The organism is Shewanella donghaensis (assembly GCF_007567505.1).
In the GTDB taxonomy this organism is placed as follows: Bacteria; Pseudomonadota; Gammaproteobacteria; order Enterobacterales; family Shewanellaceae; genus Shewanella; species Shewanella donghaensis.
The window spans coordinates 1430213-1443631 of sequence record NZ_CP041783.1; the positions used below are offsets into that span (position 1 = coordinate 1430213).

At 39.3% G+C, this 13419-nt stretch carries 9 protein-coding genes and 7 tRNA genes; 9 read left to right on the top strand and 7 right to left on the bottom strand.

Going from position 1 to position 13419, the window contains the following annotated elements; translation table 11 throughout:
- The first annotated feature begins 172 nt into the window (after positions 1-172).
- Positions 173-1237 (top strand): NHL repeat-containing protein, encoded by a 1065-nt coding sequence (locus tag FPK91_RS06040; RefSeq protein WP_227006696.1) that lies wholly within the window; start codon positions 173-175, stop codon positions 1235-1237.
- Positions 1238-1519: 282 nt separating this feature from the next.
- Here the strand turns inward: FPK91_RS06040 and FPK91_RS06045 are convergent.
- Positions 1520-1610, bottom strand: a tRNA-Ser gene (locus FPK91_RS06045).
- A gap of 347 nt (positions 1611-1957) precedes the next feature.
- Here FPK91_RS06045 and FPK91_RS06050 point away from each other — a divergent pair.
- Both FPK91_RS06050 and fabA read left to right on the top strand, forming a co-directional pair.
- Positions 1958-3697 (top strand): S16 family serine protease, encoded by a 1740-nt coding sequence (locus FPK91_RS06050; protein WP_144209399.1) that lies wholly within the window; start codon positions 1958-1960, stop codon positions 3695-3697.
- 73 nt (positions 3698-3770) lie between these two features.
- On the top strand, positions 3771-4286 hold the full coding sequence (gene fabA / locus FPK91_RS06055; protein WP_144209402.1) for a bifunctional 3-hydroxydecanoyl-ACP dehydratase/trans-2-decenoyl-ACP isomerase: 516 nt from the start codon (positions 3771-3773) through the stop codon (positions 4284-4286).
- A 131-nt stretch (positions 4287-4417) separates the two neighbouring features.
- Here fabA and rmf read toward each other — a convergent pair whose 3' ends face one another.
- From rmf to rlmKL, 5 genes are all read right to left on the bottom strand, one after another.
- Positions 4418-4594 (bottom strand): ribosome modulation factor, encoded by a 177-nt coding sequence (gene rmf / locus FPK91_RS06060; protein ID WP_144209405.1) that lies wholly within the window; start codon positions 4592-4594, stop codon positions 4418-4420.
- Between the two features lie 179 nt (positions 4595-4773).
- On the bottom strand, positions 4774-6723 hold the full coding sequence (locus tag FPK91_RS06065; protein ID WP_144209408.1) for a DUF3466 family protein: 1950 nt from the start codon (positions 6721-6723) through the stop codon (positions 4774-4776).
- A 25-nt stretch (positions 6724-6748) separates the two neighbouring features.
- Positions 6749-8686 carry an ABC transporter ATP-binding protein gene (locus tag FPK91_RS06070; protein WP_144209411.1) on the bottom strand — a complete coding sequence of 646 codons (1938 nt, stop codon included), beginning with the start codon at positions 8684-8686 and terminating at the stop codon, positions 6749-6751.
- Positions 8683-8934, bottom strand: coding sequence for a glutaredoxin family protein (locus tag FPK91_RS06075; protein WP_144209413.1), 252 nt, complete (start codon positions 8932-8934; stop codon positions 8683-8685). Before FPK91_RS06075 ends, FPK91_RS06070 begins: the two co-directional genes overlap by 4 nt.
- 16 nt (positions 8935-8950) lie before the next feature.
- Complete coding sequence (rlmKL, locus tag FPK91_RS06080) at positions 8951-11098, bottom strand: bifunctional 23S rRNA (guanine(2069)-N(7))-methyltransferase RlmK/23S rRNA (guanine(2445)-N(2))-methyltransferase RlmL (protein ID WP_144209416.1); 2148 nt, start codon at positions 11096-11098, stop codon at positions 8951-8953.
- A 300-nt stretch (positions 11099-11398) separates the two neighbouring features.
- Between rlmKL and FPK91_RS06085 the strand changes: the two genes are divergently transcribed.
- From FPK91_RS06085 to FPK91_RS06110, 6 genes are all read left to right on the top strand, one after another.
- Positions 11399-11475 (top strand) — tRNA-Met (locus FPK91_RS06085).
- A 50-nt stretch (positions 11476-11525) separates the two neighbouring features.
- Positions 11526-11602, top strand: a tRNA-Met gene (locus FPK91_RS06090).
- Positions 11603-11630: 28 nt separating this feature from the next.
- Positions 11631-11707: transfer RNA gene (locus tag FPK91_RS06095), tRNA-Met, on the top strand.
- Positions 11708-11735: 28 nt separating this feature from the next.
- Positions 11736-11812: transfer RNA gene (locus FPK91_RS06100), tRNA-Met, on the top strand.
- A gap of 46 nt (positions 11813-11858) precedes the next feature.
- Positions 11859-11935: transfer RNA gene (locus tag FPK91_RS06105), tRNA-Met, on the top strand.
- A 39-nt stretch (positions 11936-11974) separates the two neighbouring features.
- Positions 11975-12051, top strand: a tRNA-Met gene (locus FPK91_RS06110).
- 137 nt (positions 12052-12188) lie between these two features.
- Here FPK91_RS06110 and FPK91_RS06115 read toward each other — a convergent pair.
- Positions 12189-13358, bottom strand: a complete 1170-nt coding sequence (locus FPK91_RS06115; RefSeq protein ID WP_144209418.1) for a trans-sulfuration enzyme family protein — start codon at positions 13356-13358, stop codon at positions 12189-12191.
- Positions 13359-13419: the final 61 nt, after the last annotated feature.

Sequence of the window (13419 nt, forward strand, 5' to 3'; positions counted from 1 at the left end):
AAACTTCTATGATTACTTGCTCTTGCGAAAAAACTTTCAATAAGTTATTACCTACCGATTTAACAATTACTCAAAACGCAAATTGTTAACAATATACAATTTCTAGCGTTGTGCGTTATAGTGTCTACAAAGTATGGAAGCAATGACAAAATCAGATGTCTAAGGAATCACATTGACGTTCAACAGTATTACACCAAGCCCTAAAACTAATATCGACCCACATGGATTAATTATTGGACAAGGAGATTTTCAATATCGTGTCAACAGTCATTGGGGGCGACTAGATGCAGAACAATACCCTATAGAGAACTGTCACGGACTTGATATCGACTCCAAAGGCAATATTTATATGATAAGCGATCATGGCAGTAATAATATTATTGTGTACAACCCTGACGGTAAGCTAATCGATATTTGGGGCGGACAATTTCCTGGCGGCCATGCCATTAAAATCATTAACGAGAATGGTGAAGATTTTATTTACCTTGTTGATTGCGGATGGATAGTCGATAGACATTGGGATGGAATAAGTCGTGATAATAAAATGCTTGCCGCTCATTCAGGTTTCATCGCTAAGCTCACGATAGATGGGCGTTTACTATTTACTATTGGCCATCCTCAAGTCGTTGATGCTTATCAAACTAGTCAACCATTTAGGCCAACAGACATTGCGATAGCTAAAAATGGTGACCTATATATTACCGATGGTTATGGCTCTGATTTTGTATTGCAGTATGACAGACAAGGACGTTACATTCGTCACTGGGGCGGGCATGACAATGCTAATCCACATCTTAATCTGGCTAATACCCATGGGATCGGCATTGATTATCTTAATGACACTCCCCAACTCATTATTAGTTCTCGTGCTGATAACGCCCTTAAACGCTATTCATTAGATGGACAATTCCTATCAAGCATAGAGACACCCGGAGCATATATTGGCGGCCCTATCTTTCATGGCCAGCATTACTTCGCCCCTGTTTGTTGGTCGCATATTGAAGGCAATAACGCCGATGATTCTGGATTCATCAGTGTGTTTGATAAGCATGACAATGTGGTTGCAAATTTGGGTGGCGAAGCACCGATTTATATCGAAGGACAATTACAAACCATGACGACCACTTGGAATGTGTTTAACCATTGTCACGGCTTATGTATTGATGACGATGGCAATATTTATTTAGGTCAATGGAATGCTAACCAAAGTTACCCTTTCAAACTTGAGAAAATATAGCTTGGAATAGAATGTTAGTTGCATTGCAAACATGAGACTTTTGTCTTTAACATGGCTGAGGGGTAAAGATTGGAACCCTACATTAAGGTGCTAAAAACCTGTTATTCAACATCATGAAATTATAAAGAGCAAAAAGCCCGTTAGTTTCAGTCACCAGCTTTTCAAATATGGCGGTGAGATCGCGTACATCGGAAATAGGAGCCCTTGGGTTCAAATGCACTTGAATCAAATAACTAAACGAAAAAAGGCTCATCATTTCTGATGAGCCTTTCGTCTTAAATATGGCGGAGAGATAGGGATTTGAACCCTAGACGGGCTATAAACCCGTGCCGGTTTTCAAGACCGGTGCATTCGACCACTCTGCCATCTCTCCGAACGCCGCAAATAATATAAGTATCAGGACTGATTGTAAACCTGAATTTATAAAAACTTATTCAAATGGTCACCAATTAGTCTTTTATTATTATTTTTCGTCTTTTAATCATAAAAATGAGTTCAAACATTAAGAACTCACCAAATAAAATACTGAATCGGGCGTTTAAAGCTTGCTTACAAAAGATGATATTTTGTACAACCTTGATGGTGAAGTCTCAAAAGTTTCAATATTGTACAAATATATAGAATAAAATCGTGAGTTTATACTGTGCAACCAAGAACATTTCAATGATATGACAACAATATATGCTAAAATCGCGTTAACTATTTCTGATAATTGTAGCTATGACCACAACTTTAATTTCAACACCAAAACTTGCACCTCAGTTTACGTTACCGCAATCATTGCCTTCTTTAGCTTACTCAAGCCATTTATTATTAGGCCAGGAACGCTGTGTTGATGCATTTAATTTAATGACCAAATTGTCGCATCAACACTTATTTGTTGCTGACTTTGCAGGTATCGACCGTGAGCTGTTTATTAAAGCGCTAGTGAGTCAAGCTGAAACGCCCTCAGATACATTTTTAGTCGCGACAAAAAGCCAAGATGAGAACCACAATTTTAATTTCCGCTGGCAAACAGAACTGCCATCAGAAAATGTCGGCACCATCGCGCATCAAAAGAAGCTTTATACCTATTTAAGCGGTTCTATTCGTCGTGCTGATTTAATTGGCAAGATGCACAAAACTGACAAAACAAGTCAATATAAAGCCGGTATTTTGGCATCAAATCATTTTGTGTTTATCGATGTGAGCTCTTTGTGGAAACGTGAAGGCCTTTGGGAATTTGTCATGCAAATTCTTGAAGATAAGCAATACAGAATTAATAACGATATTGCCCCGATACCACTTAACTGCAAGATTGTACTTATTGGATCTGCCAACTCGTTTACTCACCTCAGATCTGAAGACAGAGTTTTCTATAAATGTTTCCCTTTACTTGCTGAACTAAATTCAGAAATAGATTTAACAAAATATAGTGAGAAGCAGTATCTACAGTGGTTAGTTAGCTTAGCTGATGCTCATGATATTACATTAGAGCTTTCAAGCTTAATGCCGCTATTTTGGTACAGCGCTAAGCTCACTGAGCATCAACAGCGTTTAAGCCTATCTATGGTGCAGATATCACAAGTGCTGACTCAAGCGAGTGCTTATTCAGACAGTACTTCATTAAGTGCAAGCGCTATTGCAAAGTCAATTAATCAAGCCAAAATTCGCCATAATAGTTCTGAAATTTATTCAGCCCAAAATTTCGATGATAACTTCATTAATTTGCAAACTAGCGGTAAGGTTATTGGTCAGATAAATGGCTTAACTGTGATCGATACCGATGATGCAAGCTATGGCGAACCGGCCAGAATTACTACATCAGTCCATTATGGTGATGGTGAAGTCATCGATATAGAAAGAAAATCTGAATTAGGCGGTAACATCCATACCAAAGGAATGATGATTCTTTCTGCATCCTTATATCGCATATTTGGTCGTGATGTCCCGCTACATTTAAATGCCAATATCGTATTTGAACAATCCTATCAAGAGATTGATGGTGATAGTGCATCTTTAGCTGAATATTGTTGCCTGATGTCTGCTATTGCAGAGCAACCTATTAATCAAGCATTTGCGATTACAGGCGCTCTAGATCAATTCGGGGCAGTTCAAGCTATTGGTGGCGTTAATGAGAAAATTGAAGGCTTTTTTAATCTTTGTAAAAGACGAGGCCTAACTGGTGAACATACCGTCATCATTCCAAAGGCAAATGTATTACAACTAAATCTTGAGCCAGAAGTGATTGAAGCCGTTGATAAAGGACTATTTCATATACATGCTATCGATCATATGGATCAAGCTATTGAGCTACTGATGAACGATAATGCGGGTGAACGCGATACAGACAACGATTTCCCTGAAGAATCCATCTATGGCAAGGTACAACGTCGTCTTGAAAAAATGGCTGGACATGACGATGATGAGATCGAGTTAAACTTTTTACAAAAATTATTGATGAAATTGAAAATAATTTAGTGATCGGAGTTGTTTAGCTTACACGTGTTCGCTATCTTGTCAGCCTATCCGTAAATAAGTGGTAATGATTTAAATGAAAAGAGCTAACAGTTTCACTAAAGAAGAACTGATCGCATGTGGTAATGGCAACCTTTTTGAGCCTAATTCTCCTCGCTTGCCTGTCGATAATATGTTGATGATTGATCGTATTACAGAAATCAATTCTGATGGCGGAGCATTCGGTAAAGGTGAAATCGTAGCAGAACTGGATATCACACCTGACTTATGGTTTTTTGACTGTCACTTTAACGGTGACCCTGTCATGCCAGGTTGTTTAGGCTTAGATGCAATGTGGCAGTTAGTCGGTTTCTATCTTGGTTGGGAAGGAGCTGAAGGCAAAGGGCGAGCTTTGGGCGTTGGTGAAGTGAAATTCACGGGTCAAGTATTACCAGAAGCGAAAAAAGTCACTTATAAACTGACCTTGAAGCGTAAAATACATCGTAAACTTGTTATGGGTATTGCTGACGCAACGATGGAAGTTGATGGCAGAGAAATATATTCTGCTACAGATTTAAAAGTGGGTATATTTAAAGATACTTCAACTTTTTAAGTTAATAATCACACCTATGGTTCAATGCCTATTAACACTTAGCTTAATAGGTTTCCCATATACCATTATTTGCTTTATTTGCCCTCAACAGCATTCTGAGGGCAATTATTATATTTATAAGATCCTTTCATTTATTTATTAAATAAACCAGTTAAACGCCCGTCTACGCCTTCTCGCCAACCACCTAACCACTGAGATTTAGAATCCAAAGTCCCATAAGGGCAAAGCTCTTTCGATCGCCCCGCAATACCTGCCTGAAATCCTTTAGAAAATGCTCTATCTAATCTATCTCTTTTTTGTCTTTTCATTAACACATCCTCATTTTGTTAATCAAGAAGCTCTCGCCTCAACATAAGGAATAGGCGATCTTTTATACAAGATCAACCTTGAAATATGACAAAATTATGCGTTTCCCATTAAGATATTGAGATTGAAAGCAAAAAAAAATCGAGGAATAATCCTCGACTTTTTATTCAAAAAATGCTGTTTATTTCATTCTTCGACGACGTAACCAAAGTAGCGGCAAAGCAAACATCCAAGCTAAGCTGGCAGCACCCTGTCGAACATAAGGCTCATCTTCAACTTCATCGCTTTCTGTACAAGCTTCTTCGTTACCTGAAACAGGCTTCATTGCCACCATGCGCGGTAAATACGATGTGACAGGCTCGCCATTACCATTAAGCTCAAATAAAGGCAGACCATTTTCGCCTAAAATTAAGTTTCCTGAACTATCAAATTGATATAATGGCTTACGAATAAAAGCTGTTCCAACGATGGTGCCTTCTTCGTTAATGCCATTAGCTTCAACGACATATATTTCACTATCGTAAGTTAACGACTCACCGGTACCATCAATGATGGTCACCTTACTTCTTCGCAATTTACCTTCATCGTCTTCCTCGTAACCTTTAGAAGCACACGTTAAAGTGTTATTAATATTCACAAAGTCATCATCATTGATGTTATAGAGGAAACCCGCTTTAGGTCTTGGTTTATCTTTATCGAAAGTCACTTCAATGTTGCCAACGACTTGGCCTGCATTATTAATGGCTTTTGGGTAGCTACTTAGCTCAGAAAGACCCTCACCTTGAAAATCACTTGGCACTACGATTTCAGCACTGGGATTATTAATATCGTAAAGGAATAGTTTGGTTCTTAAATAACCGCTGACATATTTATACAAGCTACCAATGACAATACCGTTATCATTTATATCGCGGGCAATAGAACTATAAACCGTGTCGCTAAATATATCAGTATCAATCCACTGATATTCATACTCGCCACTGGCATTTTTTACCCAATAAGCCGCATCTTGATACAAATCATCTGTCTTTCCATTACGGTAAACATGTGAACGACCTACTACAACATCATTATTGTTAATACCTAAACCTTGAGCAGTAAACAATAAAGTAGAATCTTCGTCCGGCGTTAATCCAAGTTCAAGCTCGGTAACATTCTCTGAAGGAATGGTATTGTCATTGTCAATCTGCCAAACATGCGCGCGGGTCTGATATTGAATATTACGTCGACCGTTTGACGGGTATTGATCTGCTTGTACACAAATTTCAACTGGTGCAGGCGCATCCTCATCAGCTTCTAAATCAGCATCTATGCAGTTATCAACACGATCTGAGCTGAACTCAAGAATTTCGGTACTGGCATAACCTACAACAAGGTTATTATCATTAATTGCAGCCGCTGCTGACCAGCCACCTAGCTCAACTTCAAAACCATCATCTTCGCGAATATATGTTTCGTAGGATGGGGCAAGTTCAATTTCTGCACCATCAGGCGTCACAGCTACACCACGTAATTCAAAATCACGGTAGTACCAGAACTCTTGCTCTTCATCGCTACCAGCATAATCGATGGTTTTTTCAGGCGCTGTATATGACCCCACTTTGTAGTTACTAGAATTGATACCATAGAAGAAGGTTTCGACTGAATTAACAATTAACTCGCCTTCATCATCGACATCTGTTGGTGCGGTAGTGCCATTCATACTAAAAAAGTTTGGCTCCCATGCAGAAACAGGATCGTTCTCTTCAGCAGTAAAACTAAAATTGTTCGCTATAATTGGCAAAAATACTGAATAAATAATTTGTTCTTCAGGTGCTATACCATCTTCAACATCAATAACGCCATCATCTTCATCGTCTTCACCATCGACAGAGAGTTTCTTTTTCCCCTTAGAAACACCGACCATTTCATCAGTCGCGTTAACCGCCAAAGCATAACCACTTCGAGTACCATCAACTGTGCCTTTTAGGTCAATTTCAACACAACTGATTTCAGCAGAGGGAACACAGTTCTCATTTAGGGTACTTTCAAGGTTTACAATTTCATATACTGGAGCTGCATGAACACTTCCTAAAGCGCCAATCACACTCAAGGCAACGACAGATAATGCCTTATCAAACTTCGACTTCATTCTAATTCCTATTATTATTATAGACTTACTTCAACGACTCGAGTTCTTCCCAACGTTCAAAGCAAGTGTCTAATTCCTGTTCTTTTGTCGCCAGTGTTTTAAGCACTGAATTGACACTATCTTGTGGTTGGCTATAAAAATCAGCACTGCCCACTTGGTTTTGTAATGCTTCAACTTCTTGTTCTAACTTTTCCATTTTACTCGGTAATTGCTCGAGTTCATGTTGCAGTTTGAACGACAATTTTTTAGGTGCAGCTTTTTGTGCTGTTGTAGCTGATTTATTTTGCTTTACAGGCTTTGTTTCAATTAACTCAGTTGGTTGGACAACAGATGTTGCTGCTTGTTCCTCAGAATAAAATTTAGCTCCCTGAGCTACGGCATCATTGTAACCCCCGACATATTCATGCCAATTACCATTACCAGCAAACCACCAGCTACTTGTCACGGTATTATCAATAAATTCTCTGTCATGACTGACAATTAACAATGTACCCTTAAAATCAGTTAATAATGACTCTAACAATTCTAAGGTCTCAATATCAAGGTCATTGGTAGGTTCATCGAGAATAATTAAGTTTGCAGGTCGCAAAAGTAAACGAGCTAATAACAATCGGTTCTTTTCACCACCTGATAACGCCTTAACAGGTGTACGCGCGCGCATTGGTGAAAATAAGAAGTCTTGTAAATAACTGAGAATATGACGGTCTTGTCCGTTAATCGTGACTGTTTTTTTACCGTCACCTACGTTTTCTTCTACTGTTTTTTCTGGATCTAACGCTTCGCGATATTGGTCAAAGTATGCAACTTCAAGTTTGGTACCAACTTTAACTTCACCTGATTGAGGTGTCAGTTTTTCAATCAGTAACTTAATAAGTGTTGATTTACCACAACCATTTGGACCAATTAACGCAATTCTGTCACCACGTATTACCGTAGAGCTGAAGTTTTTAACCAAGTCTTTATCAGGTAGATTGTAATTAAGGTTATTAATATCGAATACTAACTTGCCAGAACGATCGGTATCGCTAACATTCATCTTGGCATTGCCTTGACGATTTAGTCGATCGCTACGTTCACTTCTTAACGCCTTAAGGGCTCTAACCCGGCCTTCATTACGGGTACGTCGTGCTTTTACACCTTGGCGAATCCAAGTTTCTTCTTCAGCAAGCTTTTTATCAAAGTGAGCATTCTGTTCAGCTTCCACACGAAGCCATTCTTGCTTACCTTCTAAATAAGCATGGTAGTTGCCAGGCCAAGATGTCACTACACCACGGTCTAAATCAACAATTCGTGTTGCCATACGATGAATAAAGCCACGGTCATGACTGACAAACACAATGGCGCCTTTAAAGTTTAATAAAAACTCTTCAAGCCATTCAATGGTATCAATATCGAGGTGGTTAGTGGGTTCATCAAGCAGTAATAAATCAGGTTGACTGACAAGTGCTCTCGCTAGTGCAACTTTACGCTGCCAACCGCCAGATAACTCATTAAGAGGTTTATCAGGATCAAGCCCTAATAACTCACAGTTTTGAATGATTCTTGAATCCAAATGCCAGCCGTTATTATGATCTAACGACTCTTGTAAATTCTGCATTTGATTGAGCATCTTGTTCATTTCATCAGGTTCAGCAGTAGCAACGTCATGTGAAAGTTTATGATAACGCTCTAACATTTCACCAATCTCTTTTAAGGCTAAAGAGATATATTTATAAACAGTGCCCGTTTCAGCTTTTGGTGGATCTTGTTGTAAACGACTCACGGTGACATCAGATGCGATATTAAATTCGCCATCATCAAGTAAAACATCACCTGAAAGCACTTTCATTAAACTTGATTTACCTGCACCATTTCGGCCAACGATACAAACTCGTTCACCAGGCAAAATAGTAAAATCAGAATTTTTCAATAATGGGGTATAGCCATAGGCTAAAGAGCCATTATTAATACGAACTAAACTCAAACGACGCTCCTAATAAAATCATTTAACTGTGGCTCATTAAAAGGCCAAAACAGTTCTTTTTCACCCATAACTAACACCGGGATTGAAACACCATAACGCTCAGCGAGACTTTCATCATCACAAATATCAATATGTTGGTAATCAATACCTAATTGCTCAACTAACGATTGAGCAATATCACACAGATGACAACCATCTGTGTGATAAAGAATAATACCCGGGTTTGTTATATCTGTATTAACGTGCATATGTCTTAGCTACGCTTTATTTCGCATAAGGCGACTTAGCATGAGTCAATAACCACGTGTTATGGATGTGTGGATTACGTTTATAATCCAATGGAAGGGTTTGGCTATCGATATTGGTAATATCCATTTTATATTGACTTAACAAGTCGATATCCATTTTAAATTTACGCTTATTGTTAGAGAAAATAATTTCTCCACTTGGGCTAAGTATTTTAATCAAATCGACTAGCATTGCGGCATGATCGCGTTGAACATCCCAGCTGTCTTCCATTCTTTTTGAATTTGAGAAAGTAGGAGGATCAATAAAGATAAGGTCAAACTTCTCTTCACAATCTTTTACCCACTGAATACAGTTTGCTTGTATGAACTCATACTGATTACCAGATAAGTTATTCAACTCAAAATTCTCTTTTGCCCATGTAATATAGGTTTTTGACATATCGACGGTAGTGACTGATTTAGCCCCACCTAACGCAGCATGAACAGAAGCAGAGCCAGTATATGAAAATAAGTTAAGTACGCGCTTACCTGATGATTTTTCACCAACTAGTTTACGCGTCAAACGATGATCCAAGAATAAACCAGTATCAAGATAGCCCGTTAAGTTTAACTTAAACTTAGCACCATATTCTTGAGTGATAACTTCTAGCTTCTGTTGATCAATTTTTTGATACTGACTGGCACCCTTTTGCTTTTCACGTGTTTTCAACGTCACGCGATCAGGGTCCATATTTAATGCAGCAGGTAATGATAGTAATACATCACTTAAACGGCGTTTAGTTACTGCTTCAGGAATGGTCGCTGGCGCGGAGTACTCTTGAATAACAACATAATCAACGTACTTATCGACTGCGACATTGTATTCAGGTAAATCCGCATCATAAATTCGGTAACTATCAACACCTTCTTTTTTAGCCCACTTTGTTAATTGCTTCATATTCTTTTTAATACGATTAGCAAAGGCTGGAGAGATATCAGCAATATCGACGCCTTCAGGCAGCACAGGCATTTCACGGCGAGTGCTTTTAGCATGTAGGGTATAAAGGTTAAATCCACACTCTAAAGCACCATTAAACATCTTCATTTGTTTATCGGCTTTTAGCTTTAATGCAGACAATAATTCAATATCACTACACAACATGGCAATTTTCCAACCGCCAAAGTCTTTTTTGAATTTATCGCCCAACTGATAATACAGTTTTAGTAATTCGGTAATACTGCCTAAACGCTCACCATAAGGCGGGTTTGACACTAAAAAGCCATCAGTTACTGGAGGAGTTACATCTAAGGCATCAGAGACGGTAAATTCGATTAAATCAGCGACACCGGCATTTTCAGCATTACGTTTTGCTAACGCAACTAAATGTCCGTCAATGTCAGATCCATAAAACTTAATCCCGCAGCGAGTTTTACCGAGACTTGCACGCGCTTTAGCTTCATTTAAAACATCTTGCCACATATTGTGGTCATGCTGATGCCAAGATTCAAAACCAAAACGAGCACGTTTAAGACCTGGCGCAATATCAGCAGCCATTAATGCCGCTTCAATAACAACGGTACCACTACCACAAAATGGATCTAATAACGTAATAGGGTTTGCTTGCCAACCACTTCTTACCAGCATGTTTGCCGCTAAGTTTTCTTTAAGTGGCGCTTCACCCGTAGTGGAACGGTAGCCACGTTGATGTAAAGAAGCACCAGAGAAATTGATTGAAAGTGTTAACTGATTATTACGGTAATGCGCATCAATTCTAAATTCAGCATTGACGCGTCCAACATCAGGTCTATCCAGACCATCATCACGGAAACGATCCACGACAGCATCTTTTGTTTTCAATGCACCGAACTGGGTATTATTGATAAAGCCACCAGTACCATGGAAATCGATACTAAATGTACTATTATTTGAGAAGTGAGACGGCCAATCAATACTATAAGCTGCGTTATAAAGTTGCTCGGCAGATTCACAAGCCCCTTTATAGATAACCACAACAATGCGGCTAGCAAGTCGGGTCCACAATGTAATTCGATAGGCAAGCTCTAAAGGCGCAGAAAAATACACACCAGCGACGCTTTCCTTAACATCAGTAGCACCAAACTCTTTTAGCTCATTGGATAAGCTATATTCAAACCCCTTAGGGGCAGCAGCAAAAAAATTTAACATGGATAGACAGTCATCAACTCACAGATATAATTAAGGCAGCATTATATACCTAAACCGATATTAGGTGTGAAATTGTCTGCTAAATGCCACATTTTATACAATAGTTAGCTTTTATAAGACCTGTTCAGCTAATAAATTTTCATTTTTGTTTTAATACAACAGCTGTAAATACACGGTTTGCCGCATAAATACGCGATTTAAGGACATTGATGCTCAGTAAGTCAGCAAGCAGTAATAAAGTTGTCATTATGACTTGCCAAGAACAAGATTGGCCGTTATAGTCTGCCCCGCTTAAACGGACGCGGGATGGAGCAGTTTGGTAGCTCGTCGGGCTCATAACCCGAAGGTCGTTGGTTCAAATCCAGCTCCCGCAACCATTTAACCATGGTTTCTAAAGAGAAGTTTAAGCAGTTAGTTTTTATTCGGACGCGGGATGGAGCAGTTTGGTAGCTCGTCGGGCTCATAACCCGAAGGTCGTTGGTTCAAATCCAGCTCCCGCAACCAATAAAAATAACAAACTATTAAGTACGGACGCGGGATGGAGCAGTTTGGTAGCTCGTCGGGCTCATAACCCGAAGGTCGTTGGTTCAAATCCAGCTCCCGCAACCACTTAACTTAATAGAACTATATAATCGGACGCGGGATGGAGCAGTTTGGTAGCTCGTCGGGCTCATAACCCGAAGGTCGTTGGTTCAAATCCAGCTCCCGCAACCAATTATAGTTATAGTAAATGTGCCACAGTAAAAGTCATAAAATCGGACGCGGGATGGAGCAGTTTGGTAGCTCGTCGGGCTCATAACCCGAAGGTCGTTGGTTCAAATCCAGCTCCCGCAACCAATTCTTACAATGATGAGTAACTAAAATATTTAAATCGGACGCGGGATGGAGCAGTTTGGTAGCTCGTCGGGCTCATAACCCGAAGGTCGTTGGTTCAAATCCAGCTCCCGCAACCAATTTAAAATATCATTACCCTCTAAGTTTTACCTCTCTTATAAATACACTTAAAACCTTAAATTTATACAAATTCAACCCTAGAAAGTTTTATAAAGTAGCTATAACAATATAATCGACTCTAGCAACTGCATTTCGATTACATTGCTTGTTCGATGTCTATTATCAAATCTTCTACGTTCTCTAAACCAACAGAAATTCGCAGTAAATTATCCGTTATCCCAGCTTCAGCTCTCGCTTCTGGTGTATATGGTGAATGCGTCATTGATGCCGGGTGTTGAATCAACGATTCTGCATCACCTAAGCTCACCGCAATAGTAAACAGCTTTAATTTGTTCACAAAATTAATGGCATCTTGTTTAGAACCCACTAATTCAAATGCGATAACCCCACCTGCTCGTTGCATTTGTTTGCCGATAAATGAAAAACCTTGATGGCTCTCAAGGCCAGGATAAAAAACGTTATTAACACGCTTGTGTAAATTGAGGTAGTCCGCAATTTTTTCAGCATTATCGCAATGCCTCGTTAGCCTAACATCTAAGGTCTTGAGTCCTCTGAGTATTAACCAAGCATCATGGGGCGAAATTACCCCGCCAAAGTCTTTAAGAATTTCATATTTTAATTGATGTATATGCTCTTCGCTCCCACAAACGATACCTGCAATAACATCACCATGACCATTCAAATATTTAGTCGCACTGTGAATAACCATATCGATACCTAATGACAATGGCTGTTGTAATAAAGGCGTCATGAAGGTGTTATCAACAATGCTGATGAGATTATTTCTTTTTGCTATTTCAGCTAATGCAGTTAAATCATAAACCTGTAGATGTGGGTTCACAGGAGTCTCACAGAAAACTAATTTGGTATTAGGTTGAATTGCAGCTTCAATGGCTAAGGGGTCTGAAAAATCGACAAATGTCGAATCCACACCAAAGCGTTTTAGTTGGGTACTTAACAATGCATATGTACATCCATATACCGCATTTGATGCGATCAAGTGATCACCCATTTTTAGATGTGTCATTAAAGCAGATGAAACAGCAGCCATTCCAGAAGCACAAGCTGCAGCAGCTTCAGAACCTTCTAACAGCGCCATTTTTCGTTCTAACTCATCGGTAGTTGGGTTACCAAGTCGTGTATAGATATAACCTTTTTCATCTCCAGCAAAGCGAGCTCCCCCCTGCTCTGCATTATCAAAAACAAACGTTGCGCTTTGATATAGTGGTGTAACTAACGCACCATAGGCTTCCTTTATATGACCACCATGTATGGCTAAAGTGGCCGATTTCCATTGTTCATGCATCCTGCTCCCGTGCCCACAATATTAATTAGAATGTTATTTTCATTGCTTGTGGGTAAGGATT